Origin of the sequence: Rathayibacter iranicus NCPPB 2253 = VKM Ac-1602 (genome assembly GCF_003149025.1) — a bacterium.
GTDB classification, from domain to species: Bacteria; Actinomycetota; Actinomycetes; order Actinomycetales; family Microbacteriaceae; genus Rathayibacter; species Rathayibacter iranicus.
In genome coordinates this window covers 81,027-108,025 of the sequence record NZ_QGDV01000007.1, presented here as the reverse complement: position 1 = coordinate 108,025, position 26,999 = coordinate 81,027, and the positions used below count along the sequence as shown (strand labels likewise).

Here is a 26,999-nt window from a genome sequence, read left to right as displayed (position 1 = left end):
AGCATGAGAAACACAACTCCTCGCCCTGACGCCCACTCCGATAACGGGGCAGAGCCCACGTCGCGTCTCACTCGCAGGACCATCGTCCAGGGAGCCGGATGGACTATTCCGGTCGTTGCGGTCACCGTCGCAACGCCAGCCGCTGCGGCCTCCGCAGCACCGACGCTCGCCTTCACCCAGAATTCCTATTCGGGTAAGGCGTGCGAGACTCTCAGCGGCGTCCAGGTACGTCGCACAACCGACGGGTCGACGGCTGATTCCGGCCAGACCGTCTCGGTGACTCTCGCCGATGGCTACACCTTCGCCGACGGCTCGACCCGGTACTCGGGTACGACAGGCAGCGACGGCACGATCACACTGCCCGGGATCAAGGTTCCCGCGAAGGGCGGGAAATCGGTGTTCAGCGCCAGTTCGACGACACTTTCCGCCTCGGCTCCCGTGTCTGGGACCAGCAAGCCCTCCGCTTTCCGCCGGGACGGGGACGGGACAGTCTCCACGTACAGCGCTGTCCCCGCCGGCTCGACGGCGATCGGCGACAGTGCGTATCTTGCCCACAACGGCGATTTGTACAGCGGCGATACGCTCGTCGCGAGCGGCGTGGACAAGGCGCACTGGACCTTCAACCGCTTCGGCGGCAAGGCCGGTTACCACATCCTGACGTATGTGAAGGGCACCAAGGGATACCGCCGCGACAATGATGGCAATGTGACGGAGTCGACGGTTCCGTCGAATTCCACTCCGATCGGCGACGGTATCTACCTCGCGCCGAACGGAGACGTGTACCACGGCGGCAGCATCGTCATTGCCGGTACGAGTTCAGCCCACTGGTACTTCAACCAGGCGAACAGCGATACGGCGAGCCAGAACGTCTACAGCTATATGAAGGACGGAGTGGCGTACCGCAGAGACGGGGACGGAACCGTGACGACGTATGACAAAGTTCCGACAGGCTCCACGGCGATTGGTGACAGCGCGTATCTTGCGCCGAACGGTGATCTGTACAGCGGTAACACCGTGGTCGCGAGCGGTGTAGATAAAGCGTCGTGGACCTACAACCGCTTCGGCGAAAAGGCCGGGTACCACATCCTCACCTATGTGAAGGGGACGAAGGGATACCGTCGCGACAACGACGGTACTGTGTCGGAGTTCACGGTCGCGTCGGATTCGACGCCAATTGGCGACCAGATCTTCCGGTCCCCGAACGGTGACGTCTACCACGGTGAGACCAAGGTGCTCGAGGGCACGAAGTCTGCTCACTGGTACTTCAACCAGGCGAACAGTGACACTGCCAGCCAGAACGTGTATTCCTACACGATCGAGCCCACCTGCGCGTGAGTTCTCAGCGCGGGGAGGGGCGCGGATCCACGAACGGATCGGCATCCCCCCCGCGCTCGTCACCATCGACCGGCACTCGGCGTCAACCGCCTCCGTGTCGGCACCCCGCCGTAGGCTGTCGCTCATGACCTCGACGACGCCCCGCTCCGGTATCGACCTGCCCGAACTCGACCCCGCGACGCGCCCGCAGGACGATCTCTACCGCCATGTGAACGGGCTGTGGATCGACCGCACCGAGATCCCCTCCGACAAAGCGCGCTACGGGTCTTTCCACACCCTCCAGGAGGAGGCGGAGAAGGCGGTGCGCGAGATTATCGTCGAGGCGGAGACCGCGCAGCACGGTACCGAGGAGCGCCTGTTCGGCGACCTCTACGCCTCCTTCATGGACGAGGCCCGTGCCGAGGAGCTGGGTGCGGCTCCGATCATCGACGACCTCGCCTTGGTGCGGCGCGTCGACTCGATTCCCGGCCTCCTCCGCACCATCGGCGAGTTCGAGCGCTCCGGCGTCCCCGGGCTCGTCGGCCTCTTCGTCGACAACGACCCGGGCAACCCCGAGCGCTACCTCGTCTCCGTCAACCAGGGCGGCCTCGGCCTACCGGACGAGAGCTACTACCGCGAGGAGGAGTTCGCGTCGGTTCGCGAGGCCTACACGCCGTTCGTCGCGCGCATGCTCGCGCTGGCGGGCATCGACGCCGCCGAGACGCGGGCCGAGCGGATCGTCGCGCTCGAGACTCAGCTGGCGGCCGTGCACTGGGACAAGGTGCGCAGCCGCGATAGCCAGGCGACCTACAATCTCCGCTCCTGGGCAGAGGTCGAAGAACTCGCCGCGGGCGTCGATCTCCGCGTCTGGCTCACCGCGATGGGTGCTCCGGAGGGGGCGCTCGCCGAGGTCGTCGTGCGCCAGCCGAGCTTCCTCCAGGGCCTCGCCGGCCTCCTCACTGACGAGCACCTCCCGGCCTGGCGTGACTGGCTGTCGTGGCAGGTCGTTCGCGGCGCCGCCGCCTACCTGTCAACCGATTTTGTCGATGCCAACTTCGACTTCTACGGGCGCACCCTCACGGGCACGCCACAGAAGCGCGAGCGCTGGAAGCGCGGCGTCTCGCTCGTCGAGGGGGCGCTGGGGGAGGCGGTCGGCCGGACCTATGTCGCCCGTCATTTCCCCGAGAGTGCAAAGGCCGCGATGGACGTGCTCGTCGCGAATTTGATCGAGGCCTACCGCCGCTCGATCACCGACCTCGAGTGGATGGGGCCCGAGACTCGCGAGCGCGCGCTCGAGAAGCTTGGCAAGTTCACCCCGAAGATCGGCTACCCGGCGCGCTGGCGCGATTATTCGGCCCTCTCGATTGACGCCGCGGACCTGGTGGGCAACGCCCGCCGCGTCGCCGCATTCGAATTCGACCGCGAACTCGGCAAGATCGGCCGCCCGCTCGACCGCGACGAGTGGTTCATGACTCCGCAGACGATCAACGCCTACTACAACCCCGGCTTCAACGAGATCGTCTTCCCGGCCGCCATCCTGCAGTTCCCCTTCTTCGACGAGAACCGCGACTCCGCCGCGAACTACGGCGCGATCGGAGCGGTCATCGGTCACGAGATCGGCCACGGCTTCGACGACCAGGGCTCCCGGTTCGACGGCGACGGCCGCCTCACCGACTGGTGGACCGAGGACGACCGCGCCGCATTCGAGGAGCGCACCAGCGCGCTGATCGCGCAGTACGACGCGCTCGCTCCCGCGACGACCCCCGATCACCACGTCAACGGGGCGCTCACGATCGGCGAGAACATCGGCGATCTCGGTGGCCTCGGAATAGCCTGGCAGGCGTACCTCCTCTCGCTCGAGGGCCAGGAGCCGCCGGTCATTGACGGCCTGACCGGAGCGCAGCGCTTCTTCCTCTCGTGGGCGCAGGCCTGGCAGCAGAAGTCGCGCGACGAGGAGACCATCCGTCTCCTCGCCATCGATCCGCATGCTCCCGCTGAGTTCCGCTGCAACCAGATCGTCCGCAACATTCACGAGTTCTACGAGGCGTTCGACGTCTCCGACGCAGATGCACTCTGGCTCGCCCCGGGCGAGCGCGTGAGCATCTGGTAGCCGCCCGCCCCACCGACCGCACTCCTGATACGTAGAGGGGCCCTACCGTGGTGATCCCCACCCGCGATTCCCGCCGCACGAAGAGACGCAACCGCAGAGGACGCCACAAGGGTGACGGCGAGCGCGACAACTTCCAGCGCGGGTTCGACGCTCTCGGGCGCCTCGCGCTCGACGGAGTGGTGGTCTCGGCCCGCGCGGTCGATCTGGCGACCGGGCGGACCCTGTTCACTGTCGACGACTCCGTCTCGATGCCCACCGCGTCCCTCGGCACGGTGGTGCTGCTCATCGAGGTCGCCGCGCGCCTGGCGAACGAGCCTGAGGAGAATCTGCGCCTCGTCGATCGCACCGGTGGAGATGCGGTCTCGGGCTCGGGCCTGTGGCAGCACCTGCAAATCCCCTCGATGCCGATTGCCGACCTCGCCGCTCTGGTCGGGGCATCGAGCGACAACCTGGCCACCAATGTCCTGCTGCGCCGGGTGGGGCTCGACGCGGTCCGCGAGCGCGCTGAGGCCCTCGGGCTCTCCCGCACTGCCCTGCTCGATGTGGTCCGCGATGAACGCGGACCGGATGACGCTCCGCAGCTCTCCATCGGCTCCGCTCGCGAACTGACCTGGCTGCTGGCCACGCTCGCGAACGGCGAGATCGTCGACGCGGCGGTGAGTTCCCGTGTGATCGGCTGGCTGTCTCTCGGTAGCGACCTGTCGCTGGTCGCGTCCGCGTTCGGCCTCGACCCGCTCGCGCACCGCCGGCCCGATCACGGGGTACTCCTCGTGAACGCCACCGGGATCGACGTCGGGGTGCGCGCCGAGGCCGGGGTCCTCCGCGGCCCGCGCGCGGGCGTCGCCTACGCGGTCGCGACGCAGTTCGACGACACGACGCTGCACTACCGGCTCGCCGTGCTCGAGGGGATGCGGACTCTCGGTGCGGACCTGCTCGAGTACGTGCACTGAGTTCGAGTGGTTGGCCTGCGTTCAGTTTGTCTTCGTGTTGATGAGTAGTGAACGGACGAGGGACCTCGGCCGACGACGGGCCCTGCTCGATCAGATCGCGAGTGGAATGAGAACGGGAAGCGACCGGACGCACCTCGTCAAGGCCGTGACCGCGTCAGAGAGGTCGACTTATGCTGCCCGCAGCGGCACCGCGCACCGTCTGTGCCGTGGAGAGGGAACCATGAGCAGCTTTGGCTTCGACGCCCCCGAGGACGTCACCGACACCACCCGCCCCGACGTCGACTCCCTGCCGGTGCCGCCCGAGGACCCGGCCGAGATCGACGATCCGGAGGCGCTCGACGAAGCGCTGGACGAGGGGGCCGACGCACGACTCGACGACGACCAGGACCCGCCGGAGCACCCCGTCGTCCCCTCGCCCAGCTGATCGGCCGCTCGGCCGACCGACATTCAGCGACACGCATCTCGCGCCAACGAGCGCGGTGGAGGGCGATTCGGGCAGGCTGGAGCGATGACAGAAACTCAGCCGTCCGCCCCGCCCGTTCCGCCGTTTTCCGGCTCCCACGCTGCACCACCCGCACCACCCGCGCGTAGCGGTCTCGCCATCACCGCCCTGATCATCGGGATTGCGGCCGTTCCGCTGGCCTTTGTGCCGATCCTCGGTGGTCCCCTCGCGATCGCCGCGATCGTTCTCGGAATCGTGACGCTGGCAAAGAGGAAGCCGCCGAAGAGTTTCGGGGTGACTGGTCTCGTACTGGGCGTGGTCGGCGTCGTACTCACCATCGTCATCATCGTGATCACAGCCATAGGGATCGTGAACGCCGTGCGGGACCGACAGCTCCAGGGGCTCACCCACTCATCCGACTCGTCCCCGAGTGCGCGCCCCGCTGACCAGAAGCTCATCGCGAAGTTCAACGACGGAATCATCTATGACGACAAGGTCGCGGTCGGAGTTGCGGAGCCGACCACTTTCCAGCCCGGCGAGAGAGCGACGGGCGCTGACCAGGCGCACCAGGTCGTGCTGACCTTCGCGATCAAGAACGACTCCGACAAGGCCTTCGACCCGCAGCTCAGGGTCAATGTCTCCTCCGGTGGCGTCGAGGCGAGCCGCATCTACGACTACTCCTCTACAGAGAAGTTCGAAGAGCCTCGCACCTCGGTCCTGCCTGGCGGCTCGGTGACCTGGCGACAGGCCTTCTCCGTGGCGGACCCCAAGTCCTTGGTCGTCGAGATCGCCGCCGACTTCGACCGCCCGAAGGCCATCTTTACCAACACCCAGTGACGCTCGCTTCCGCGGAGACCGCAGCCGGAGCGCCAGCCGTGTGAGCGGATGGTCGGGCTCGCGCTCGGTGGGCTCCTCGAGCCCGGAGAACGTGCCAATGTCGCCCACGAGGGCGGCCCACCGGGCGCGGTCGTACGCGCGGATCTGTCTCCGAAACGTTGCAGCCTGCCGCGGTAGACGGGCCCGGCCCCCGTCCTCGGGCTCGCGCGATCCACTTCCCGTACGCAAGGCTGGACGTGTGCAGTTCAGAGTGTTTACCGAACCCCAGCAGGGCGCGAGTTACGAGGACCTCCTCGCCGTCGCGCAGGCCACCGAAGCTCTCGGCTATGACGGCTTCTTCCGCTCCGACCACTACCTCCGGATGGGGGACGGCGACCCCGGAGTCGGCCCTTCCGACGCGTGGACGACGCTCGCCGCTCTCGCCCGCGAGACGGAGCGGATCGCGCTCGGCACCCTCGTCTCCTCCGTCACCTATCGCCCGCCAGGCATCCTGGCGATCCAGGTGGCACAGGTCGACGCGATGTCGGGTGGTCGGGTCGAACTCGGGCTCGGTACCGGCTGGTTCGAGCAAGAGCACGCTGCGTACGGCATCCCTTTTCCGCCCCGCCGCTTCGACCTGCTCGAGGAGCAGCTCGAGATCATCACAGGCCTGTTGTCGACTCCGGTCGGCGAGCGGTACTCGTTCGCGGGCGAGCACTACACGTTGACCGACTCGCCGGCGCTGCCGAAACCCGCGCGGCTGCCGCTGCCGGTGATCGTGGGAGGAGGCGGTCCCCGGCGGACTCCGGCGCTCGCGGCGCGCTTCGCGAGCGAGTTCAACCTTCCGTTCCCCGAGTTCGACGCGATCCCGGGCGCCTTCGCGCGGGTGGATGAGGCGTGCCGGGCGATCGGTCGCGAGCCGTCGTCGATCGTGCACTCGGTCGCGCTGATCGCGGTTGGCGGAGGCGACGAGGCGGAGTTCACGCGGCGAGCCGCTGCGATCGGTCGCGAGCCGACCGAGTTGCGCGAGCACGGCGTCGCAGGTGGGGTGCAGGAGGCGGTCGACCGCCTGGAGTCGCTTCGTGAGGCAGGTGTCGAGCGGGTCTACCTGCAGTTCATGGATGTGCAGGACCTCGAACACCTCGACTTCTTCGCTCGCGAGGTGCTGCCGCGAGTCTCCTCCTGACGCAGTCGGCGGGACGGCTTGTGGAGGCTCGGTGGCAGGGGCGAGGAGACTCGGCGCGGGCGACCTACTCTGGAGGGATGGCGGACACGATCGAGCGCGTGGACGAGCGGCAGGCGACCCGCTCGGCGGCTGAGGTGCCGTGGATCGTCCTGGTCTGGGACGATCCGGTGAACCTGATGTCGTACGTCTCGTACGTGTTCCGCACGTACTTCGGCTTCGGCAGGGCGGAGGCCGAGCGCCTCATGCTCCAGGTGCACACCGAGGGTCGCGCCGTCGTGGCGACCGGGAACCGCGAGGAAATGGAGCGGCACGTGGAGGCGATGCATGGCTTCGGCCTGTGGGCGACGTTGCAGAAGGCTGACGCGTGAGCGGGGCGGGCTGATGCGCGCGTTCCGTCGCGACTCCTCCGGTGCCGTCGTCGCCCGTTTTGACCGCGAGGAGGCCGGGATCCTCCGCCACCTCGCCGGCGAGATGCTCGAACTGCTCGACCGGGGTGCGTCCTCGCCCGAGGCCCGCTCCGATCCGGCGTTGGCGCGTCTCCTGCCCGATGCCTACCGCGATGACGCCGAGGCGGCCGATGAGTTCCGGCGCTTTACTGCTCCGGATCTCGCCGGTCGCAAGATGGACGACGCGCGGATGATTGTCACGGGCCTGGACGCCGGCGACGGATCGAGTCACGGCCGGGTGTTCGCGGAGCTCGGCGACGTGAGCGTGCGACTGGAGGAGCCGCAGGCGGTCGCCTGGCTCCGAGCCCTGACCGACATGCGGCTCGCGCTTGCCGTGCGCCTCGGGATCGCGGACACCGACGGCGTCGAACCGGAGGGCGAAAATGCCGCCGCGATCCGCAGCGTCTACGACTGGCTGGGCGGCGTCCAGGAGGGCCTCGTCCGCGCCGTCGACATCTGATCCGCTCGACGACTCGGCCATTCCACAGGTGTGGACAACCCTGTGGAGAGGTGTGGAGAACCGCCCTGACGCAGCTCCTGATCCGCTGCTGGCCTGGAGTCCGGGTGTGGAAACTCGAAGCGTCCCCTGCGAGTGCTCGCGAGCAGCATCCGTGCGACGAACGCCCCGTGCGGCACCCGAAATGTGCGCGCGCTTCGGCGTCGGGTGCTGGTGAGGACACGGCGGCGGCGGGCTCTGCGCTACCTGTCACCCCCCTTTCGTGCAACTGGTGTCACCGACCGTGGCGGCGGTGACACGCTGAGTAACGTGAGCGGGGAAATCGAGGAGGGGGCCGGTGGCAGGGCGCGCCCTGCGCTGACTGAGGATGCGGCGGGGCTGCTCGTCCGGGCTTCGATGGGCGATGCCTCCGCACTCGCCGATCTTTTCGACCGCTTCGGCGCGCTGTTCTCGGCGTGCATCTCCACGGTCCAGGCCGATCCGGGTATGCGTGACCAGCTCTGCACCGCGGTGTTCACCGCTGTCTGGCGGCGCGCCCGTGAGGGTGCCCGGGTGCCGGAGCCTGTGCTGTGGCTGCTTGAGGTGCTCTGCGAGACGCTCGGTTCAACAGTTGATTCCACCCAGCGCCCCATCGGCCGCGAGGTGCTTGCGCTCCGGTGCCCTGATCGGGAACTGCTCCTGCTGGCCTCGGCCGGTCGCTTCTCGCAGCCCGAGATCGCTGCTCTCACCGGGATCGGCGAGCCGCGCCTGCGCTCGATCCTTCGCGATGCCCTCTCCTCACTGCGCCGGGGTCTCCGGATGGCCTGACTACTCGGGAATAGGCGCTCCAAGAGCTAAGTTGAGTGGGAAGCACTCAACTTTCGATCCATGGAGGAGACCATCATGCAGGCCGGTCGGATGCCCCAGCAGGACGAGAAGTCCGCCCTCGAGCAGTACGGCGTCAACCTGACCGCGATCGCGGCCAGCGGCAAGCTCGACCCGGTGATCGGGCGCGACGCCGAAATCCGGCGCGTCAGCCAGGTGCTCACGCGCCGCACTAAGAACAACCCGGTCCTCATCGGCGAACCTGGCGTCGGCAAGACCGCGGTCGTCGAGGGGCTCGCCCAGCGGATCGTCGCCGGTGACGTCGCCGAGAGCCTCAAGGGCAAGCAGCTCGTCAGTCTCGACCTCTCGGCGTTGATTGCGGGAGCGAAGTACCGCGGCGAATTCGAGGAGCGGCTCAAGGCGGTGCTCCAGGAGATCGAGGAGTCCGACGGCCGGATCATCACCTTCATCGACGAGCTGCACACCCTGATGGGCGCGGGCGGCGGCGAAGGCTCGGTCGCGGCGGCAAACATGCTCAAGCCCATGCTGGCCAGGGGTGAGCTGCGGATGATCGGCGCGACCACTCTCGACGAATACCGGCAGTACATCGAAAAGGACGCCGCCCTGGAGCGCCGGTTCCAGCAGGTGTTCGTCGGCGAGCCGAGCGTCGAGGACACGGTCGCGATCCTCCGCGGGTTGAAGGAGCGCTACGAGGCGCACCACAAGGTGGCCATCGCCGACTCCGCCCTGGTCGCCGCCGCCTCGCTCTCGAACCGCTACATCACCGCCCGCCAGCTGCCGGATAAGGCGATCGACCTGATCGACGAGGCCGCGTCGCGCCTGCGGATGGAGATCGACTCCGCTCCGGTTGAGATCGATGAGCTGCGCCGCTCCGTCGACCGGTTGACGCTGGAGGAGCTGGCGCTGAAGAAGGAAAAGGACGAAGCCTCGAAGGCGCGGCTCGAGAAGCTCCGCGAGGACCTCGCCCGGCGCAGCGCCCAGCTCGAGGAGTTGCAGGAGCGGTGGGAGCGCGAGCGCGCCTCCCTCAACCGCGTCGGCGAACTGAAGAACCGGCTCGACGCTCTGCGCATCGCGGCCGAGCGGGCGCAGCGCGAGGGAAAGCTGGAGCGCGCGTCGAAGCTGCTCTACGGCGACATCCCGGTGATCGAGCGTGAACTCGCCACAGCGGAGGCCGAGGAGGAGCCCGTCGAGGGCCGCATGGTCAATGAACAGGTGACGGCCGACGACATCGCGGCGGTGATCGCGGCGTGGACGGGCATCCCGGTCGGGCGACTCCTCCAGGGCGAGACCGAGAAGCTGCTGCACCTCGAGACCGAGCTGCACCGGCGACTGATCGGGCAGGACGAGGCCGTCTCGGCCGTGTCCGATGCTGTCCGCCGCACTCGGGCCGGGATCTCGGACCCCGATCGGCCCACCGGCTCCTTCCTCTTCCTCGGGCCGACCGGCGTCGGCAAGACCGAGCTGGCGAAGGCGCTCGCCGACCACCTCTTCGACGACGAGAAGGCGATGGTGCGCATTGATATGTCGGAGTACGGCGAGAAGTTTGCTGTCTCGCGGCTGGTGGGCGCTCCTCCCGGCTACGTCGGCTACGAGCAGGGCGGGCAGCTGACGGAGGCGGTGCGGCGCCGCCCCTACTCGGTCGTGCTGCTCGATGAGATCGAGAAGGCGCACGCCGAAGTGTTCGACGTGCTGCTCCAGGTGCTCGACGACGGACGGCTGACCGACGGGCAGGGACGGACTGTCGACTTCCGCAACACGATCCTGATCCTCACCTCGAACCTCGGCTCGCAGTTCCTCGTCGATCCCGCGCTCTCGCGGGCGCAGAAGGAGGAGGCGGTGCAGCAAATGGTGCGCCAGGCGTTCAAGCCCGAGTTCGTGAACCGGCTCGACGACATCGTGATTTTCGACGCGCTCGACCGGACCGAGCTGGGAGAGATCGTGTCGCTGTACGTCGACCGACTCTCCCGGCGGCTGGCGGAGCGGCGGCTCGATCTGGCGGTGACGCCGGCCGCTCGCGGGTGGCTGGCAGAGCGCGGCTACGACCCGCAGTACGGGGCGAGGCCGCTGCGCCGGCTGATGCAGCGGGCGATCGACGATCAGCTGGCGACGGCGCTGCTCGGCGGGACTATTCGCGACGGCGACGTCGTGCTGGTGGACGTGGCGCCGGACGGCGAGCGCCTGGTGGTGACGCCGGGCCTGTCAGAGCCGTCATAGGCCGCCGTCGCCGTTCGAATGTCCAAAAGTTGTCGCACTCGACGCCGAGTGCGACAACTTTTGGACACTCGCGGCGGCGAGCGGCGGAGGAGGCTCCTCCACAGGGGGTGGAGAGGGCTCGATTGTCCACAGATGCGGTCGCGGGCGCCCGCGGCGACGGTGGCCTGCGTAGCGTCGCGGGCATGTCCTTCGAATCGCCGCGCATGGCCGACCTCGCTCCCGAGCAGCGGCCGCGAGAGCGCCTGCGTGCGCGCGGCCCTGGGGCGCTGACCGATGCCGAGACGCTCGCCGTGCTCATCGGAGCGGGAGTGCGCGGCGCCAACGCGACCGTCGTGGCGCAGCGCCTCCTGGCCCGTTTCGGCGGCATCGACGCGGTTGCGCGCGCTGGCGTGGTCGATCTGATGCGGCATCGCGGAGTCGGCGAGGTCGCCGCGTGCCGGTTGGTCGCCTCCTTCGAGCTGCGTCGGCGGATGAACCGCGCGTCGCGTGCCACTCGCGTGACGGATGCGGACGGGCTCGCCGAGCTGGTCATTCCGTTCCTCGCCGCCCGCCCGCTCGAGACGGTGCTGGCGGTCGCCCTCGGCGAGTCGGGCATCGTCCGCGATGTCCTGACGTTGGCCGACGGCGCCCCCGCCCACGCGGAGCTCCCGGTGCCGACCGTCTTGGCCGAGGTACTCGCCCGCGGCGCCACGGGAGTCGGACTCGCGCACAGCCATCCAGGTGAAGCGGTTGTGCTGCCCTCCGACCGGGCAGCGACGCGAGCGCTCGCCGAAGGGGCGGAGGCGTGTGGGCTGCGGTTCATCGCGCACGTCGTCGTGGGGCGGGACGGCTGGGCGGAGGCGCCGCCGTGATCGCACTCAAGTGTCAGGCGGAGGCGCCGCCGTGCAAGCCCCCCTCGGTCCGACGTCCGCCGCACGACGCGGGCGTAGCGTAGAAAGCGTCCTACCCCTCTCCATACCAGGAGTATTCATGCGAGCAACACTGATCCACGGCGAACGCGACATCCGGCTCGAGGAGGTCCCCGACCCGCAGTTGTCGACCGGGCGCGACGCGATCGTCCGCGTCACGGCCGCCTGCGTCTGCGGCTCTGACCTCTGGCCCTACCGGGGTGTCACTCCCACGAAGGAGGCGCATCGCATTGGCCACGAGTTCGTCGGCGTTGTCGAGGCCGTCGGCGAGGACGTGCACGATGTCGCTGTCGGCGACTTTGTGATCGCCCCCTTCTACATCTGCGACGGAACCTGCCTGAACTGCGCTAACGGTGTTTCGACCTCCTGCCTCGCGGGCGGCTGGTGGGGTGCGGAGGTGCGCGAGGACGGCTTCGCGGATGGCGCCCAGGGCGAGAAGGTGCGCGTTCCGCTCGCCGACGGCACGCTTTTCCGTGTCGGCACCGACCCCGATCCGGCGCTCATTCCGAGCCTGCTGACGCTGGCCGACGTGATGGGCACCGGTCACCACGCGGCCGTGTCCGCGGGAGTGACGGTCGGCTCGACGGTCGCAGTGGTCGGAGACGGCGCGGTCGGCCTTTGCGCCGTCCTCGCGGCCAAGCGCCTCGGAGCGACCACCATCATTGCGATGTCACGGCATGAGTCGCGCCAAAATCTCGCTCGACGGTTCGGTGCGACGCACATCGTCGAGACCCGCGGCGACGAGGGCGTCGCACGTGTCCGCGAACTGACCGACGGCATCGGAGCCGACTGCGTGCTTGAGTGCGTCGGCACCAAGGAGTCGATGCAGCAGGCGCTCGACTCCGCGCGCCCCGGTGGGATGGTCGGCTATGTCGGCGTCCCGAACGGCGGTCCCGAGCTGCCCGTGCGGCAGATGTTCGGATCGAACGTGGGCGTGAACGGCGGGGTGGCGCCGGTGCGCGGTTACATGGCGGAGCTGCTCCCCGATGTGCTCAGCGGAGCGATCGAGCCCGGCCTGGTCTTCGACCTCGAGCTGCCGCTCGAGCACATCGCCGAGGCGTACGCAGCGATGGACGAGCGTCGTGCGATCAAGACGCTCGTGCGTCCGTAACCAATACAGCGGAGCGTGGGGCTGGGGTTGTGGCAACAAGGATGACTTCCTCCGCGCGGCCCGACATCCGCTTATCTGCTAACGACGGCTTGGTTATTGACGGCGGAGTGGGTCAGTGGCTAGCAGAAGGCACCCCGGCCAACTCTGCGTTAAGTGCTGGCTGCTCGCCCGCCCGCCCCGCCTGATGGAGTACCCCGTGAACATCGACCGGCTCGCCACCCGCTACGAGATCGCTCTGCCCGCCTGGATCGAGGACGCGCTCAGCGACGTTCCCGAGGTCCTTCCGACGCTCGAAGCGCGGATGGCTCTCGTGCACACCCTCGCCGACCGAAACTTCCGTGAGGGCAACGGCGGACCGTTCGCGGCGATTGTCGTCGAGCGCGACTCCGGCCGCCTCGTCTCGGTTGGAGTGAACGTGGTCCTCGCGAGTGGAGTCTCCTCCGGGCACGCAGAGGTCACGGCGCTCGGTCTGGCGCAGACTGCGCTAAGCACCTGGGACCTCGGCGGCGAGGGCCTCCCCGTGCACGAGCTTGTCGTCAACTGGCGGCCGTGCGTGCAGTGCTACGGGGCGACGCTATGGTCGGGGATTCGCCGGTTGGTCGTCGCGGGCTCGGGACCCGAGCTGGAGGAGATCAGCACGTTCGACGAGGGCCCGATGCGCGAGGACTGGGCCGCCCAGTTCGAGGCACGTGGCATCGACGTCGTGCTCCGCAACGAGGCCCTCACGGTCTCCCGCGCCACCCCCTAATCTCGCGAAATGTCGCGAAATGCCGACGGACGGACGAGATACCCCGCCGCGGCAGGAGATCTCGTCCGTCCGGGCCGATCTCGAGGCTCGTCCGAGTCAGCGCCACCAGTCGTCGAACATCGACAGCGGTACCTGGCGCTTGTGTTCGGTCGCGGCGTACCGCGCCTCGATCGCGGCTGCGACTGCCGGATCCACGTCGCCGCCCTCGAGGTACGTGTCGAGATCGGCGTAGACCAGGCCGAGGTTTGACTCGTCTGGCTGGCCCGGGTTCTCATCCAGGAGATCGGCGGTCGGCGCCTTCTCGTACAGCCGGGCTGGAGCGTCCAGGTGTTCGAGGAGCGAGCGGCCCTGGCGCTTCGTCAAGCCGGTCAGCGGGAGGACGTCGGCGCCGCCGTCGCCGAACTTGGTGAAGAAGCCGGTCACCGCCTCTGCCGCGTGATCGGTTCCGACGACGAGCATGCCGGTCTGGCCGGCGATGGCGTATTGCGCGATCATCCGGGCGCGGGCCTTGACATTGCCCTTGACGAAGTCAGAAAGCGTTTCGCCAACCGCATCGCCGAACGCTGCGGCGATCCCATCGACCCCCTGACGGATGTCGAAGACGACCTGGCGGTCCGGCCGGATGAACGTGAGGGCCAGCTGGGCGTCCTCCTCGTCGGCCTGCACGCGGTACGGCAGGCGCACTGCGATGAAGGAGGCGTCGCCACCGCTGGCGCGCACCCGCTCGACCGCGAGCTGGCAGAGTCGGCCGGCGAGGCTCGAATCCTGTCCGCCGCTGATGCCGAGGACGAGGCCCTTCGCGCCGGTGCTGCGGAGGTAGTCGGCGAGGAAGCCGCTGCGCCGATCAACCTCTGCGGCTGGATCGACGGTGGGGGAGACGTGGAGCTCGGAGATGATCTGCTGTTGGACGTCGCGCACGGCCTCACGCTACTCCGGATGGGGCCGCCGAGCTTCGGCATGGGGAATCAGTCGCCAAGACGGCCGCGGCCGTCACCCTTCCAAGCGACGACAGACTGACGGAACTCTTCCGGATGCGGCTGCGGCACGGTTGCCATCTTTCCGACAGCGACCATTGGTCGCCACAGATCAGGAGTCGACCGACCCCTCAGCAGTCCCGAGATCTTCCCCGTTCGTGGCCGAATCTTCGAGTGCTTGCCGAAGCCGCTCGTCGACGCGGAGGGTAATTTTACCGGTCTCGTCGATTGACGAGACCGGCGTGACGACGCCTCCGCGAGAGAAATGGACGTTCAGAGAGAGCACGCCCCCGGGCACCAGCCCATCGCCGATCGCCTGCATGGTCACCCCGACGAGTTGCTGCACCGCTTCGAGGGTCTCCGGCCCGGTGAGAGGCAGAGTGATAAGCATGTGTCGATAGGGAATTGTGAAAAAGGTTCCGAATGGTGCGGAACCAATGACTGCGGGAAGATTCGCAGCCTTTGAGGCGGTGAAGAGAGAATTGCCGACGATGACCTCGACTCCAGGAGATGCCTCATATCGTTGATCAATGGCCTCGCGGTCGGTGTTCAGCTGCCCAAAGGCGTACAGCTCGTCCTCGCCCAGTGCGAGCGTGCGAATGTTTTCGTCGCTGAGCATCATCACGGCGTTGGGAAGGTCGATGCACAGGGCGATGACGATGCCATCCGAAAACGGCCGGGCGTAGCGGAGCGACGGTCCGTCCGGCTGGCCCTCCGAAGCGTGCAAGAGACGGGTGCGGATGCGCAGACGGAGTTCCTCGGGCGAGAAGTTCGCTATGTCGAGTGTCTTGTCGAAGGTGAGGAGTGGGCTGATGTGATCGGCGATGATGTCTTCCGCCTCAGCAATCGACGCCCCGTCCGTTTTCGCAAGCATGGTGAAGAGCGGGTAGCACCGCCCGTCGGCATCGATAAGCATCACGTCTTCGGGCTTCTCGCCATGCTGGACGGTGGCCTCGATACCCCGCTCGGCGAGTATTCGTCGCGCCGTCGCTGTCACCCACTCGATCCGATCCGTCGGTTGCGGCATCTTCTTATTGCGCTTAAATAGACCCATTGCTTTCCCTAACTCGGATTCCCATTCGTGCCCAGAGGCTAGCATGAGACTTATTCAGTCGGTGTGATCCGTCGCGTTCTGCGCATCGAGGATCCGGTGCGCGGTCACCACATTGACGCCGGTCCGTCCTTCTGCACGGAGGACGCTCAGAGTGCCGTTGCCGGCGTCAAGACACAGGTGAACTCGGGCACTGCGTCTGATTCGGCCTCAGCCGCGCGCCGCGACGATGCGCGCAATCCGCGCCGGCACGGTGTCGTCTTGAAGGCTCGTCACGTCGCCGAGCGCGCGCCCGTCGCGGATGTCGCCGAGCAGCCGCCGCATGATCTTGCCGGAGCGGGTCTTGGGTAGATCCGGCACCACCACGACGTCTCGGGGCTTGGCGATGGGACCGATCGCGGTGGCGACGTGGTCGCGCAGCCGCGCCGAGAGGGTGACGCCGAGTGCGCTCCAGTAGGCCGGGTCCTCCTCCGCGCGGTCGACGGCCTCGTCGGAGGGGATCACGAATGCCGCGATCGCTTGCCCCGTCACTGCGTCGGCGACCCCGACGACTCCGGCCTCGCCGACGGCGGGGTGGGCGACGAGCGCCGATTCGATCTCGATGGTCGACAGCCGGTGTCCCGAGACGTTGATGACGTCATCCACACGACCGAGCACCCAGATGTCGCCGTCGGCGTCGTACTTGGCGCCGTCGCCCGAAAAGAAGTAGCCCCGGGAGGCAAAGCGCTCCCAGTAGGAGTCGCGGTATCGTTCCGGGTTCCCCCAGACGGTGCGCGCGAGCGCCGGCCCGGTGCGGTCGACGACGAGGTAACCGCCGGAGCCGTTAGGGACTCGCTCGCCGTGCTCGTCCACGACGAGGGCGCCGAGCCCGGGTAGAGCGCCGAGCGAGGAGCCGGGCTTGAGCGTCGAGACGCCGGGCAGGGGACACATCACTGCGGCACCCGTCTCGGACTGCCACCAGGTGTCCACGATCGGGCAGCGCCCGCGCCCGATCGCCTGGTGAAACCAGACCCATGCCTCCGGGTTGATCGACTCGCCGACCGTGCCCAGCAGGCGCAGACTCGAGAGGTCGTACTGCTCCGGCACCCCCTCGGGGAACCAGGTCTTCAGCGTGCGGATCAGCGTGGGCGCCGTGTAGTACACGGTGACTCCGTAGCGCTCGATGATCTCGAAGTGCCGCGCCGGGTGCGGAGTGCTGGGGGTCCCCTCGTAGATCACCTGGGTTAGCCCGTTCGAAAGCGGGCCGTAGATTTCATAGGTGTGCGCTGTCACCCAGGCCAGGTCGGCGGTGCACCAGTGAACGTCGTCTGGCTTCGCGTCGAATACCGCCCAGTGAGTCCAGGAAGCCTGGGTGAGGTAGCCGCCGCTCGTGTGCACCAGCCCCTTGGGCTTCCCGGTCGTTCCGGAGGTGTAGATGATGAATAGCGGCGTCTCGGAGTCGAAGGCCTCGGCGTCGTGGACGTCGCTCTGCGCGTCGACCAGCTCGTGCCACCAGACGTCGCGGCCCGGGGTCCAGGGGACGTCGGAGTCGCCCGTGCGCCGGACGACGAGGACGTGCTCGATCGACTCGACGCCCTCGACCGCCTGGTCGGCGTTCGCCTTCACCGGCACAGCCGCACCACGGCGGAACTGCCCGTCCGTGGTGACCAGCAGCTTCGCGCCGGTGTCCTCGACACGCAACCGCACCGCGTCCGCGGAAAACCCGCCGAAGACGAGGGAGTGGACGGCTCCGATGCGTGCGATCGCCAGGGTGATAACGACGGTCTCGGGGATCACCGGGAGGTAGACGACGACGCGGTCGCCGAATCCGACTCCGAGCTCGGCCAGCGCATGCGCGGCGCGCGCGACATCGCGTTGCAGCTGCGCATAGGTGATCGAGCGCCGGTCGCCGCGCTCGCCCTCGAAGTGCAGCGCGACCTTCTCGCCCCGACCGGCAGTGACGTGGCGGTCGACGCAGTTCTCGGCGACGTTGAGGCGTCCGCCCTCGAACCAGGTCGCGCGCGGCACCGAGAGAGAGCCGTCGGGGAGCGGAACCGCCGGCTCCCAGGTGTGTGCGGTGTGCCACGGTTCAGCCCAGTCGAGGCGCCGCGCCGCCTCCTCCCAGAATGCGACCGGATCGGTGGCCGCCCGCGCGTACTCCTCCTGTCCCACGTTCGCCGTGGCGGCGAAGCCCTCGGGAGGCGGAAAGCGCCGGTGCTCATCAAGGAGGCTGGCAAGGGTGTCGTTCACGGACGACACTCCCTCCCGGGCGCTCATGCCCATCTCCTGACGGCGTAGCGCTGGAACACGCCGACCACGGCGTCGGTGAGCGTGCCGAGGACGGCCAGCAGGATGATCGTGAGGAACACCCGGTCGATCCGGCCGTTGCTTTGGCTGTCGGTGAGGCGGAAGCCGAGTCCCATCGACGAGGCGATCAGTTCGGAGGCGACGAGGAACAGCCACGATTGCGCGAGCGCCAGGCGAAGACCTGAAATCACCGAGGGGATCACAGCTGGCAGTTGTACGGAGGTGAAAAGCCGCACCCCCGAGAGGCCGAAGGCGCGTCCCGCCTCCACGAGGTGCCGGTCGACATGGCCGAGGGCTGTCGCCACCGTGGTGAAGACGGGGAAGAACGCGCCGATGGTAATCAGCGTGACCTTTGACTCCTCGCCGATGCCCATCCAGAGCAGCAAGAGGGGTACCCAGGCGAGCGAGGGCACCGCGCGGATCGCGCCGAGCGTCGGCCCGAGGATGACCTCCCAGACGCGAGAGAGCCCGAAGAGCGCTCCCACGATGAGCCCGAGGGCAGAGCCGAGGGCGAAGCCGATCAGAACGCGCTGCGTCGAGATGGCGACATCCTGCCCCAGGTCGCCGCGCCGGGCGAGGTCGACGCCGGCCGCCCACACCATCGCGGGCGACGGGAACACCGAGACCGAGACGAGTCCTGTCGTCGTCGCCAGTTGCCAAGCCGCGAGCAGAAGCGCCGGGAGGATCGCCCCGCCCGCTACGACGAACCAGCGCCGCGAGCTCAGCGCCCGAGCGCCGGCCATATGTTCGTCACGAAGCGGGCTCCGCGGCGCTGCCGCTGAGCGGCTGACTACCGCGATCTGGACCGCGTCGGGCGCCTGCACGAGCCCGCCCCGCGCGGCATCGGCGTCGGTCACCGTCTCGCTGTCACGGATCACCATGGTCGTCTCCTCGGGTCGAAGGAAGGGGGAGCCGCTCAGGCGCCGATGGCGCTCGGATCGGCCGCCGTCGCATAGGTGTCGTCGATCAGCGCCCCGAGCGCCTCGTCGACCTGCCGCTGCGAGGGAACGTCGCCGTTCTCGACGAAGATCGGCCCGATGACCGCGAGCACGGTGGTCTGTGCGGACCCGGGCACGTGGTCGACGTCGAGATTGCTCCGCTGCGTGATGACCGTGGTCGCCACCGCCACATCGAGACCTGCGACCGACGCGAGGATTCTCGCGGTCTCGTCCTGGTTCTCGAGAGCCCAGGCCCGGGCGTGCTCATAGGCGTTGACGACAATCTGCGCGAGGTCGGGCTTCTCGGCGAGGAAGCTCTCGGTCGCGTTGAGCAGACCGTAGGAGTTGAAGTCCACGTTGCGGTAGAGCAGGGTCGCTCCCGCCGCCTCGGCGCCCGCCATGATCGGGTCGAGCCCAGCCCAGGCGTCGACGGAGCCGTTCTGCAGCGCCGCCCAGCCATCGGCGTGCTGGAGGTTCTGTACCGTCACGTCGTCAATGCCGAGGCCGGCCGCCTCGAGCGCCTGCACGAGGAAGAAGTAGGGGTCGGTGCCCGTGGTCGCGGCGATCTGCTTGCCCTTGAGCTGCTCGACCGATGTGATCGGCGAGCCGGCCGGCACGACGAGGGCCGCCCACTCCGGCTGGGAGAAGATGTCGATCGTCCTGATCGGCGAGCCATTCGAGCGGGCGAGCAGGGCGGCGGAGCCAGCGGTCGAGCCGACGTCGATCGCTCCGGCCCGCAGCGCCTCGTTGGCCTTATTTGAGCCGGCGGACTGCACCCAGGTGACAGTGACCTGCTGGCCGGCGAGGGCTGCCTCGAGCCAGCCTTTCTCTTTGATGACGAGGCTCAGCGGGTTGTAGGTGGCGAAGTCGAGTGTCAGGGTGCCGCCCCGCGTGCCTCCAGCGGCGGCGGCGGCCGCGCCGGTGCCGCCTTCCCCCTGGACACAGCCGGCGAGCAGCGGGACAGCGGCGGCCGTGAGCAAGCCGGCGAGAGCAGTGCGACGAGTGAGAGGGGAGCGGGAGAACGACATGGGGGCCTCGACTTCGGAGTGCGGTGACGGGTCTGAGTGTGCGGGATGCGGGGGACGGGGTGGAGTGGGAGCGGCAGATCTGTGGAGAGCCAGGGAAAAACGCCCCTGGGGAGGAGCTAGTGCCGTTCGATCCCGAGGCCGGTCAGCAGCTCGGCGCGATACTCGGCGAGTTCAGCCGAGCCGCGGTCACGGGGGCGGGCCCCCGGAACCGTCACGACACGCTGAATTCGCGAGACGCCGCCAGGCTCGTCGCGGCCGAGCAGCACGATCCTGTCCGCGAGCTGTAGGGCTTCGTCAACATCGTGCGTCACCAGCAGGATCGTCGCGGGTGCCGCCGCATGCACGTCGAGCAGCAGGTCCTGCATCCGCAGCCGCGTCAGCGCGTCGAGCGCGCCGAACGGCTCATCGAGGAGGAGTACGCCGGGATTTCGGGCGAGCGCGCGGGCGAGCGAGGCGCGCTGAGCCATACCGCCTGAGACCTCGCGTGGCCGGGAGCGTGCGTGCGCACTGAGCCCGACCAGCGAGAGCAATTCATCGACGGCCGTGCGGGCAGCCGGACGGGCTGTGCCGCGCGGAAGGCCCAGGGCGACGTTGTCCGCGATGCTCCGCCACGGCAGCAGCCGCGGCTCCTGGAACGCAACCGCGCAGCGCGGGTCAATTCCCGAGACGGGCGTCTCGCCGATCAGCACCGAGCCCTCGGATGCGCGATCCAGGCCCGCTGCGATGCGCAGAAGGGTCGACTTGCCGCAACCACTCGGCCCGAGGATTGCGATGACCTCGCCTGCAGCGACGTCGAGCGACACGTCCGTCAGCACCGGAGCACCCGGCGCGAAGGTGCGGCCGACCCCCTCGAAGCGCACCGGGAACGCCGACTGGCCGATTTCAGCGTCGAACGCCAGGCTCGTGCGAGGGGCGGGGGCGGCGGGCATGATGCTCCGGTCGGCGGGACGGGCGGTCGGGTGATCCGATCGTACGGACGGGCCCCCTCGACCGCGGCGATCAACGACACGGGGAGTAATACACACAGCCTCCCGGACCGCATGACGGTCGGGAGGCCCAGCAAGAACGGGCGGCTACGCCTGAACGAGTACCAGTTCGTCGAGGGGGAGGCGGGTGCGTGGTGCCGTCTCACGGTCGCGGAGCGCCTCGTTCTCGAGCGCCTCCGCCCCGGCCGCGATGCCGATCGCGGCGACGGTCATGGGATCGAACCGCTCGTCGACGCCGAACGCCGTGCGCACGCCGTCCTTACTGAAGCCGCCCATCTGATGCACGTGCAGCCCCTCGTGGTGTGCCTGGATGCTGAGGTGCGCGACGGACTGCCCCAGGTCATAGACAGCCCACGGGCGCGCCTTCCCCTCGGTGTCCACTGTCTCGGCGAGCGCGACGACCAGAACCGCGGCGGAGCCGGCCCAGACGCTGTTGAAGCCGGCGAGGGTCGCGACGATGCGGTCGAACTCGTCGGTCCCGCGGCGGGCGACGAGGAAGCGCCAGGGCTGCGAGTTGCCGGCCGAGGGGGACCAGCGCGCGGCCTCCAGGAGCGAGGCGAGCGTCTCGTCCGAGAGGGTCGCGGTTGTGTCGTAGGAGCGGGGGCTCCAGCGCTCGGCCAGCACGTCGAGGATAGGGGCGCTGGTCGTGGCGGTGCGGGGAGTCGCGAGGGTCATCGAAGACTTCTTTCGAACAAGGGACCGGGTGAGGGCTCCATCGCCCGCACGTCTGCAACGCCGCTCACGGTGCCACCATTCCCATCTGCTGTCGCTGGTAGGCCCCTCTTCGCCCGGGGCCGCCTCCGAGCCTGGGAACGGTACGGTGGGAGACGGCGTGGTCACCCCGCGCACACCGATCACGACTCTGATGGAGGATCATCCATGGCCCAGCACTTCGACGTCGTCGTCCTGGGGGCAGGCCCCGGCGGATACGTGGCCGCGATCCGCGCCGCCCAGCTCGGCAAGTCCGTCGCCGTCGTCGAGAAGCAGTACTGGGGCGGTGTCTGCCTCAATGTCGGCTGCATCCCGTCGAAGGCGCTGCTGCGCAATGCGGAACTCGCCCACCTCTTCCACACCCAGGCCAAGCAGTTCGGCATCTCAGGCGATGTCTCCTTCGACTTCGGCGCAGCGTTCGACCGCAGCCGCACGGTGGCGGACGGCCGCACTAAGGGCGTCCACTTCCTGATGAAGAAGAACAAGATCACCGAGTTCGACGGTGTCGGCTCGTTCACCGGCCCCCAGGGCCTCGACGTTCAGCTCTCCAAGGGCGGCTCGGAGTCGCTGACCTTCGATGACGCAATCATCGCCACCGGCGCGAGCGTCCGCCTTCTCCCCGGCGTCGAACTGTCTGAGAACGTCGTCACCTACGAGACCCAGATCATGACCCGCGACCTCCCGGACACGATGGCCATCGTGGGCGCCGGCGCCATCGGCATGGAGTTCGCCTATGTCTTGAAGAACTACGGCGTCGACGTCACGATCATCGAGTTCATGGACCGTGCCCTCCCCAACGAGGACCCGGACGTCTCGAAGGAGATCCAGAAGCAGTACAAGAAGCTCGGCGTCGAGATCCTGACCTCGACCAAGGTCGAGTCGGTCGTCGACAAGGACGGCTACGTCACGGTCACCTACACCGCGAAGGACGGCACGCAGTCGACCCTCGAGGTCGACAAGGTCCTGATGTCGATCGGCTGGGTCCCCCGCACCGAGGGCTTCGGCCTCGAGAACACGGGCGTCGAGCTAACGGAGCGCGGCGCGATCGCGATTGACGACCACATGCGCACCAACGTCCCGCACATCTACGCCATTGGAGACGTCACCGCGAAGCTCCAGCTCGCGCACGTCGCGGAGGCGCAGGGCGTCGTCGCCGCGGAGACCCTTGCCGGCGCCGAGACACAAACCCTGGGCGACTACCGGATGATGCCGCGCGCGACGTTCTGCCAGCCGCAGATCGCATCCTTCGGCCTGACCGAGAAGCAGGCGACCGACGAGGGCCACGAGATCACCGTCTCGACCTTCCCGTTCATGGCCAACGGCAAGGCACACGGCCTCGGCGAGCCCACCGGCTTCGTGAAGCTCATCGCGAGCAAGAAGTACGGCGAGCTCCTCGGCGCGCACATGATCGGACCGGACGTCTCCGAGCTGCTTCCCGAGCTCACGCTCGCGCAGAAGTGGGACCTCACTGCGACCGAGCTGGCCCGCAACGTGCACACGCACCCGACCCTCTCGGAGGCGCTGCAGGAGGGCTTCCACGGCCTCAAGGGGCACATGATCAACATGTAGCTTCTCTGCTACCTCTGGATCGCAGGAGCCGGTTCGGCTCGTCCGAGCCGTCGGCTCCTGCAATCCAGTTCCACAGGCGTCTTGGAGTGGCGGACCGTCATCCCTCCCCGACCCCGTCCACCGGGCGCGCCGTCTCCGCTACCGTGACCCAATGGATCCGCGCCTCCTCGACCGTCTCGCCGCCGAGGCCTGGCCCCCGCTCGTGCGGCGCACCCTCGGCGCGTGGGAGCTGCGCGCCTCTGCGGGCGTGACGAAGCGCGCTAATTCGGTTCTCGCCTCCGGTGACGTTGCCGACCAGGCCGCGGCCATCGACGAGGCGGAGGCGTTCGCCCGCGAGCACCGCATCCCGCCACTGCTGCAGCTCGGCCCGCCGAGCCCCGCAGGGTTGCCCGAGTTGCTCTCCGCCCGCGGCTACACGCCGACCGACCGTACCCTCGTGCTCACGGGGTCGGTATCGGAGGCGCTCGCCGCGCTTCCCGAGGCGGCGTCCGTCCACCTCGCGCCGACTCCCGGCGAGGGCTGGCTCGCCCTCTGGTGGTCGGTCGATGGTCGCGGAGGCGCCGCCGAGCGTGCGGTCGCCGAGCGCATCCTCACCGGTTGCCCCGCGGTCTACGCTCTCGCCGTCGACGAGGACGGTCCCGCCGCGACTGGTCGCCTCGCCTTCGTCCGGGCGCTGGACGGTGAACTGTGGTGTGGGCTCTTCGGCCTCGCCACCCGCCCCGACTGCCGTCGCCGCGGCCACGCCTCTGTAGTGATCCGCGCACTCCTGGAGGAGGCGTCGCGTCGCGGCATCGAGCGTTTCTGGCTGCAAGTGCTCGCCGCCAATGCTGGAGCCCGCCGCCTCTACGCTGCCCTCGGCTGCCGCGAGTCCTCCTGGTATGAGTACTGGCGCCCCTGACCCCTCCCGCGAGATGCCTCTTGGGTACGCGACGCCCCGACGGAGGCGTACCCAAGAGGCATCTCGCGGAGGGGGCGGCGGCTACGCGTTCGCGAGGAGCGCGCGGGCGACCGCCTCGGCCTTCGTCGCGTCGCCCGTGACGGTCACGCGCCACCACACGTCGTCGGCGAGAGCATCGATCTCGCACACGCCTGCGGCGCATCCGGTCAGCGCCTTCTCGCCGAAGCCGTCCAGCGGCTCGAGCGCGATCGCCAAACCCGAGGTCAGCGAGAGGTTGCGCCAGCCGTCGTCCCCGTTGGGCAGTGCGTCCACGGTCACACCTGAGTAGGTGCCGCTCGCCGCGTCGCTCCAGCTGCAGGAGGCATAGCCCGCGCGCGTCGCGGCGGCGGCGTTCGCCGTCGGGGGCGCTCCCGCCTCGCTGCCCGCGCCCGGGGTGGGCTGCGCGAGTCCGGCGGCCGCGGTCAGTTGCTCGGCGGTGAGCAGATCGGAGCAGATCGGAGCCGTGGCCGTGACGGGCTCGTCGAGGGTGCCGAGAGTTTCGGAGGCGGTTCCCGTGGCGAGCGCCGCGAGGTCGACAGTGGCGGGTGCCCCGCGTACTTGCAGGGTCACCCAGGTAGTTCCGGCCAGCAGATCCACGTCGCAACTGCCGTCGGCGCACGAGCCGTACGCTTCTACCTCGGTCGCCAGTCGCGCGCGCGGCCGACCGGCGAAGGCGGCTCCGGCATCCTCGGCGGCGGCCGCTGTGATCGACGTATCGCCGTCGTACCAGGCGCAGCGCAGCAGGCCGCCGTTTTCCTCCGCGGCCTCGCGGATCAGTTCGCCGGAGGAGCGCACGGTGACCGTGCGGCTGCCCTCGAGGGCGGTCCTCTCTACTCCCAGGGCGGTCGCGGCACGGGAGGCGGGGAGAAGGGAGTCGCACCCGAGCCTCGTGGAGGCAGTGGGAGAGGGGGTGGGCTGGGCCGGCGCTGAGGCCGTGGGGGATCCCGCACCCGAGTCGTCGTTGTCGCTCGGCTCCGCCGCCGTGCATCCGCCCAGGGCGACGAGTACCGCGAGCGCCGCGCCGAGGATGCGGGCTCTCACGCGCTCAGCTCACGCTCAATGGCGGCGGCGAAGGCGTCCACATCGTCCTCAGTGGTGTCAAAGGAGCAGACCCAGCGCACCTCCCCGGTAGCGGGGTTCCAGTCGTAGAAGCGGTAGGCCTCGCGGAGACGGTCAGCCACGCCGGCCGGCAGCGTGGCGAAGATCGCGTTGGCCTGCGTCGGCTGCGTGAAGGCGAGCCCGGTGATCCGGCCCGCCCCGATCGACTCCTCCAGTCGCGAGCGGAGGCGCGAGGCCATCGCGTTCGCGTGGCGCGCCGAGCGCAGCCACAGCGGGTCCTCCTCGCCGCCGTCGCCGAGCAGCGCGAGCAACTGCGCCGAGACGAAACGCATCTTCGACGAGAGCTGCATGTTCGTCTTGCGCAGGAAGGTCAGCCCGCTGGACGCCTCCGGGTTGATCACCACGATCGCCTCCCCGATCAGGATGCCGTTCTTCGTGCCGCCGAACGAGAGCACGTCGACCCCCGCGTCGGTGGTGAACGAGCGCAGGGGCAGGCCGAGGGAGGCAGCTGCATTCGCGATCCGCGCGCCGTCCATGTGCAACCGCATCCCCCGAGCGTGTGCGTGGTCGGCCAACGCCCGCACCTCCTCGGGCGTGTAGACGGTTCCGAGTTCGGACGATTGAGTGATCGAAACCACCAGCGGCTGCGCACGGTGCTCGTCGCCGAAGCCCCACGCCTCCTCGTCGACCAGGGCGGGAGTGAGCTTGCCGTCGGGCGAGGCGACGGTCAGGATCTTGATGCCACCGACCTTCTCGGGAGCCCCACCCTCGTCGGCGTTGATGTGCGCGGTGCCCGCAGCCACGACCGCCCCCCAGCGTGGAAGCATCGACTGCAAGCCGGTCACGTTAGCCCCAGTGCCATTGAAGACCGGGAAGGTCTGCGCCTGCTCGCCGAACTCGCGGCGGAACGCCTGCTGCACCTGCCGGGTGTAGACGTCCTCGCCGTAGGCGGTCTGATGGGCTCCATTGGCTGTGACGATCGCTGCGAGAACCTCGTCGTGCACTCCGGAGTAGTTGTCGGAGGCGAAGCCGCGGACATCGGGGTCGTGCAGAGCGCTCATCCCCCCATCTTCGCAGCCCCTTGCCCGGAGCGGTCGCTGCGGCGCCCCCGAGGCACCCATGATGCTCTCCTCGTGTTTCGTGAAGGTGAACGGAGCGAGGCTCCGAGAATCGATTGCCGTCAAGAAGTTGGTATCGGCTGTGCGGCAGGCCACTCTTGTACCTATGCGCATGGACACGACGGGAGCAGTTCGCGACATGCCCGCCCCTCCAGGGGTGGACGAGATCGCGGCCCGCTTCGGCGACCCCGTCCTCGCGTTCGCCCCGCAGCCTCGTCTCGAGGAGTTCACCGCGGCCCAAACGATGGCCCTCGGCCGCTTCGTTGAGATCTCGCTCTCCTATTCGTTCTTCAAGAATCCGCGCAATCGAGCCGATCCCGTCAACACCGTCCCCCTGTCCCCCGAGCAGAAGCGCGCGATCGAGCGCGCCGAAAACGACCATCTCCCGCCGTGGATGGTGGATCAGGTGACGCGCATGCGCTACCCCGTCCTCTGGGAGGCGGTGCGCACCTCCGTGCCGATCCCCGCCGAACGCAGCCGCCCTCTGGAGTCGCGCCTCGCCGCCCACATGGGGGATGTGCTGCGCAACACCTTCCCCGGTCGCGTGCGCACCCGCCGCGGCGGCATGCCGGTCGTGGCTGCCGCACTGCGCGATGAGGACGTGGTGCGCGGCGTGCCGGTGATCGTGGACGGCGAGGCGCTGCGCGGTTATCGCGTCGATACCGATCTCGACGTGATCGCGATCGGCGCCCGGGTCGATGGCCGCTACATGACCGTCGTGCTCGATCGCAAGATCGTCCCGGACATCCGGATGGAGTTCGTCCGCCGCTCACCACCGCACGCCCTGCAGGCTCCCCGGCGCTGAGCCCGACGCG

25 protein-coding genes are annotated in these 26,999 nt (G+C 68.6%); 16 read left to right on the top strand and 9 right to left on the bottom strand.

Annotated features, from left to right (window positions below; genetic code table 11):
* The first annotated feature begins 3 nt into the window (after positions 1 to 3).
* The 13 genes from B0H03_RS09315 (at position 4) to B0H03_RS09255 (ending at position 13,527) form a co-directional block, all read left to right on the top strand.
* Positions 4 to 1,335, top strand: a complete 1,332-nt coding sequence (locus B0H03_RS09315) for a hypothetical protein (protein WP_104265882.1) — start codon at positions 4 to 6, stop codon at positions 1,333 to 1,335.
* Positions 1,336 to 1,459: 124 nt separating this feature from the next.
* Complete coding sequence (locus tag B0H03_RS09310; RefSeq protein WP_104265883.1) at positions 1,460 to 3,424, top strand: M13 family metallopeptidase; 1,965 nt, start codon at positions 1,460 to 1,462, stop codon at positions 3,422 to 3,424.
* A gap of 47 nt (positions 3,425 to 3,471) precedes the next feature.
* Positions 3,472 to 4,374, top strand: coding sequence for a serine hydrolase (locus B0H03_RS09305; protein WP_104265884.1), 903 nt, complete (start codon positions 3,472 to 3,474; stop codon positions 4,372 to 4,374).
* A 220-nt stretch (positions 4,375 to 4,594) separates the two neighbouring features.
* Positions 4,595 to 4,798 carry a hypothetical protein gene (locus B0H03_RS09300; RefSeq protein WP_104265885.1) on the top strand — a complete coding sequence of 68 codons (204 nt, stop codon included), beginning with the start codon at positions 4,595 to 4,597 and terminating at the stop codon, positions 4,796 to 4,798.
* 84 nt (positions 4,799 to 4,882) lie between these two features.
* The gene (locus tag B0H03_RS09295; RefSeq protein WP_104265886.1) at positions 4,883 to 5,653 is read left to right on the top strand and encodes a hypothetical protein; all 771 of its coding nucleotides are present in this window, start codon (positions 4,883 to 4,885) and stop codon (positions 5,651 to 5,653) included.
* A gap of 238 nt (positions 5,654 to 5,891) precedes the next feature.
* A complete protein-coding gene (locus tag B0H03_RS09290) occupies positions 5,892 to 6,818 on the top strand; it encodes an LLM class F420-dependent oxidoreductase (RefSeq protein WP_104265887.1) in 927 nt (308 codons plus the stop codon).
* A 77-nt stretch (positions 6,819 to 6,895) separates the two neighbouring features.
* Positions 6,896 to 7,186 carry an ATP-dependent Clp protease adapter ClpS gene (gene clpS / locus B0H03_RS09285; protein WP_104265888.1) on the top strand — a complete coding sequence of 97 codons (291 nt, stop codon included), beginning with the start codon at positions 6,896 to 6,898 and terminating at the stop codon, positions 7,184 to 7,186.
* 13 nt (positions 7,187 to 7,199) lie between these two features.
* Positions 7,200 to 7,724 (top strand): DUF2017 domain-containing protein, encoded by a 525-nt coding sequence (locus tag B0H03_RS09280; protein WP_104265889.1) that lies wholly within the window; start codon positions 7,200 to 7,202, stop codon positions 7,722 to 7,724.
* A 306-nt stretch (positions 7,725 to 8,030) separates the two neighbouring features.
* Positions 8,031 to 8,528, top strand: coding sequence for an RNA polymerase sigma factor (locus tag B0H03_RS09275; protein WP_127844027.1), 498 nt, complete (start codon positions 8,031 to 8,033; stop codon positions 8,526 to 8,528).
* A gap of 75 nt (positions 8,529 to 8,603) precedes the next feature.
* Positions 8,604 to 10,760: an ATP-dependent Clp protease ATP-binding subunit gene (locus tag B0H03_RS09270; protein ID WP_104265902.1), complete on the top strand. Its 2,157-nt coding sequence runs from the start codon at positions 8,604 to 8,606 to the stop codon at positions 10,758 to 10,760.
* 182 nt (positions 10,761 to 10,942) lie between these two features.
* Positions 10,943 to 11,611 carry a JAB domain-containing protein gene (locus B0H03_RS09265; protein ID WP_127844028.1) on the top strand — a complete coding sequence of 223 codons (669 nt, stop codon included), beginning with the start codon at positions 10,943 to 10,945 and terminating at the stop codon, positions 11,609 to 11,611.
* Between the two features lie 118 nt (positions 11,612 to 11,729).
* The gene (locus tag B0H03_RS09260; protein ID WP_104265892.1) at positions 11,730 to 12,779 is read left to right on the top strand and encodes a zinc-dependent alcohol dehydrogenase family protein; all 1,050 of its coding nucleotides are present in this window, start codon (positions 11,730 to 11,732) and stop codon (positions 12,777 to 12,779) included.
* A gap of 115 nt (positions 12,780 to 12,894) precedes the next feature.
* A complete protein-coding gene (locus B0H03_RS09255; RefSeq protein WP_202130050.1) occupies positions 12,895 to 13,527 on the top strand; it encodes a tRNA-specific adenosine deaminase in 633 nt (210 codons plus the stop codon).
* 96 nt (positions 13,528 to 13,623) lie between these two features.
* On the opposite strand, the gene nadE is transcribed toward B0H03_RS09255, so the two are convergent.
* The 7 genes from nadE to B0H03_RS09220 all read right to left on the bottom strand — a co-directional run bounded on the left by nadE (position 13,624) and on the right by B0H03_RS09220 (position 21,465).
* Complete coding sequence (gene nadE / locus B0H03_RS09250) at positions 13,624 to 14,445, bottom strand: ammonia-dependent NAD(+) synthetase (protein ID WP_104265894.1); 822 nt, start codon at positions 14,443 to 14,445, stop codon at positions 13,624 to 13,626.
* Positions 14,446 to 14,613: 168 nt separating this feature from the next.
* On the bottom strand, positions 14,614 to 15,555 hold the full coding sequence (locus tag B0H03_RS09245) for a hypothetical protein (protein WP_243411139.1): 942 nt from the start codon (positions 15,553 to 15,555) through the stop codon (positions 14,614 to 14,616).
* Between the two features lie 207 nt (positions 15,556 to 15,762).
* Positions 15,763 to 17,808, bottom strand: coding sequence for an acetate--CoA ligase (gene acs, locus B0H03_RS09240; protein ID WP_104265895.1), 2,046 nt, complete (start codon positions 17,806 to 17,808; stop codon positions 15,763 to 15,765).
* Complete coding sequence (locus B0H03_RS09235; protein WP_104265904.1) at positions 17,805 to 18,581, bottom strand: ABC transporter permease; 777 nt, start codon at positions 18,579 to 18,581, stop codon at positions 17,805 to 17,807. Before B0H03_RS09235 ends, acs begins: the two co-directional genes overlap by 4 nt.
* 173 nt (positions 18,582 to 18,754) lie before the next feature.
* On the bottom strand, positions 18,755 to 19,804 hold the full coding sequence (locus tag B0H03_RS09230) for an aliphatic sulfonate ABC transporter substrate-binding protein (RefSeq protein WP_104265896.1): 1,050 nt from the start codon (positions 19,802 to 19,804) through the stop codon (positions 18,755 to 18,757).
* Positions 19,805 to 19,920: 116 nt separating this feature from the next.
* The gene (locus B0H03_RS09225) at positions 19,921 to 20,733 is read right to left on the bottom strand and encodes an ABC transporter ATP-binding protein (protein WP_104265897.1); all 813 of its coding nucleotides are present in this window, start codon (positions 20,731 to 20,733) and stop codon (positions 19,921 to 19,923) included.
* Positions 20,734 to 20,877: 144 nt separating this feature from the next.
* Entirely contained in the window at positions 20,878 to 21,465 is a 588-nt protein-coding gene (locus tag B0H03_RS09220; protein WP_104265898.1) for a nitroreductase family protein, read from the bottom strand.
* Positions 21,466 to 21,669: 204 nt separating this feature from the next.
* Here B0H03_RS09220 and lpdA point away from each other — a divergent pair, with 204 nt between their 5' ends.
* Both lpdA and B0H03_RS09210 read left to right on the top strand, forming a co-directional pair.
* Positions 21,670 to 23,070 carry a dihydrolipoyl dehydrogenase gene (gene lpdA / locus B0H03_RS09215; RefSeq protein ID WP_104265899.1) on the top strand — a complete coding sequence of 467 codons (1,401 nt, stop codon included), beginning with the start codon at positions 21,670 to 21,672 and terminating at the stop codon, positions 23,068 to 23,070.
* 151 nt (positions 23,071 to 23,221) lie between these two features.
* Entirely contained in the window at positions 23,222 to 23,968 is a 747-nt protein-coding gene (locus B0H03_RS09210) for a GNAT family N-acetyltransferase (protein ID WP_104265900.1), read from the top strand.
* An 81-nt stretch (positions 23,969 to 24,049) separates the two neighbouring features.
* Here the strand turns inward: B0H03_RS09210 and B0H03_RS09205 are convergent, their stop codons facing one another.
* Complete coding sequence (locus tag B0H03_RS09205; RefSeq protein ID WP_104354387.1) at positions 24,050 to 25,048, bottom strand: hypothetical protein; 999 nt, start codon at positions 25,046 to 25,048, stop codon at positions 24,050 to 24,052.
* A complete protein-coding gene (locus B0H03_RS09200) occupies positions 25,045 to 26,127 on the bottom strand; it encodes a threonine aldolase family protein (RefSeq protein WP_104265905.1) in 1,083 nt (360 codons plus the stop codon). Before B0H03_RS09200 ends, B0H03_RS09205 begins: the two co-directional genes overlap by 4 nt.
* A gap of 196 nt (positions 26,128 to 26,323) precedes the next feature.
* Here B0H03_RS09200 and B0H03_RS09195 point away from each other — a divergent pair, with 196 nt between their 5' ends.
* The gene (locus B0H03_RS09195; protein WP_127844029.1) at positions 26,324 to 26,989 is read left to right on the top strand and encodes a hypothetical protein; all 666 of its coding nucleotides are present in this window, start codon (positions 26,324 to 26,326) and stop codon (positions 26,987 to 26,989) included.
* Positions 26,990 to 26,999 lie beyond the last annotated feature (10 nt).

Coding starts and splice junctions, on each gene's coding strand:
- B0H03_RS09315 (WP_104265882.1), top strand. CDS start 4: ATGAGAAACACAACTCCTCGCCCTGACGCCCACTCCGATAACGGGGCA.
- B0H03_RS09295 (WP_104265886.1), top strand. CDS start 4,883: ATGACAGAAACTCAGCCGTCCGCCCCGCCCGTTCCGCCGTTTTCCGGC.
- clpS (WP_104265888.1), top strand. CDS start 6,896: ATGGCGGACACGATCGAGCGCGTGGACGAGCGGCAGGCGACCCGCTCG.
- B0H03_RS09230 (WP_104265896.1), bottom strand. CDS start 19,804: ATGTCGTTCTCCCGCTCCCCTCTCACTCGTCGCACTGCTCTCGCCGGC.
- B0H03_RS09310 (WP_104265883.1), top strand. CDS start 1,460: ATGACCTCGACGACGCCCCGCTCCGGTATCGACCTGCCCGAACTCGAC.
- B0H03_RS09265 (WP_127844028.1), top strand. CDS start 10,943: ATGTCCTTCGAATCGCCGCGCATGGCCGACCTCGCTCCCGAGCAGCGG.
- B0H03_RS09210 (WP_104265900.1), top strand. CDS start 23,222: ATGGATCCGCGCCTCCTCGACCGTCTCGCCGCCGAGGCCTGGCCCCCG.
- B0H03_RS09225 (WP_104265897.1), bottom strand. CDS start 20,733: ATGCCCGCCGCCCCCGCCCCTCGCACGAGCCTGGCGTTCGACGCTGAA.
- B0H03_RS09235 (WP_104265904.1), bottom strand. CDS start 18,581: ATGGCCGGCGCTCGGGCGCTGAGCTCGCGGCGCTGGTTCGTCGTAGCG.
- B0H03_RS09300 (WP_104265885.1), top strand. CDS start 4,595: ATGAGCAGCTTTGGCTTCGACGCCCCCGAGGACGTCACCGACACCACC.
- B0H03_RS09195 (WP_127844029.1), top strand. CDS start 26,324: ATGCCCGCCCCTCCAGGGGTGGACGAGATCGCGGCCCGCTTCGGCGAC.
- B0H03_RS09260 (WP_104265892.1), top strand. CDS start 11,730: ATGCGAGCAACACTGATCCACGGCGAACGCGACATCCGGCTCGAGGAG.
- B0H03_RS09280 (WP_104265889.1), top strand. CDS start 7,200: ATGCGCGCGTTCCGTCGCGACTCCTCCGGTGCCGTCGTCGCCCGTTTT.
- B0H03_RS09270 (WP_104265902.1), top strand. CDS start 8,604: ATGCAGGCCGGTCGGATGCCCCAGCAGGACGAGAAGTCCGCCCTCGAG.
- B0H03_RS09200 (WP_104265905.1), bottom strand. CDS start 26,127: ATGAGCGCTCTGCACGACCCCGATGTCCGCGGCTTCGCCTCCGACAAC.
- acs (WP_104265895.1), bottom strand. CDS start 17,808: ATGAGCGCCCGGGAGGGAGTGTCGTCCGTGAACGACACCCTTGCCAGC.
- lpdA (WP_104265899.1), top strand. CDS start 21,670: ATGGCCCAGCACTTCGACGTCGTCGTCCTGGGGGCAGGCCCCGGCGGA.
- B0H03_RS09220 (WP_104265898.1), bottom strand. CDS start 21,465: ATGACCCTCGCGACTCCCCGCACCGCCACGACCAGCGCCCCTATCCTC.
- B0H03_RS09245 (WP_243411139.1), bottom strand. CDS start 15,555: ATGGGTCTATTTAAGCGCAATAAGAAGATGCCGCAACCGACGGATCGG.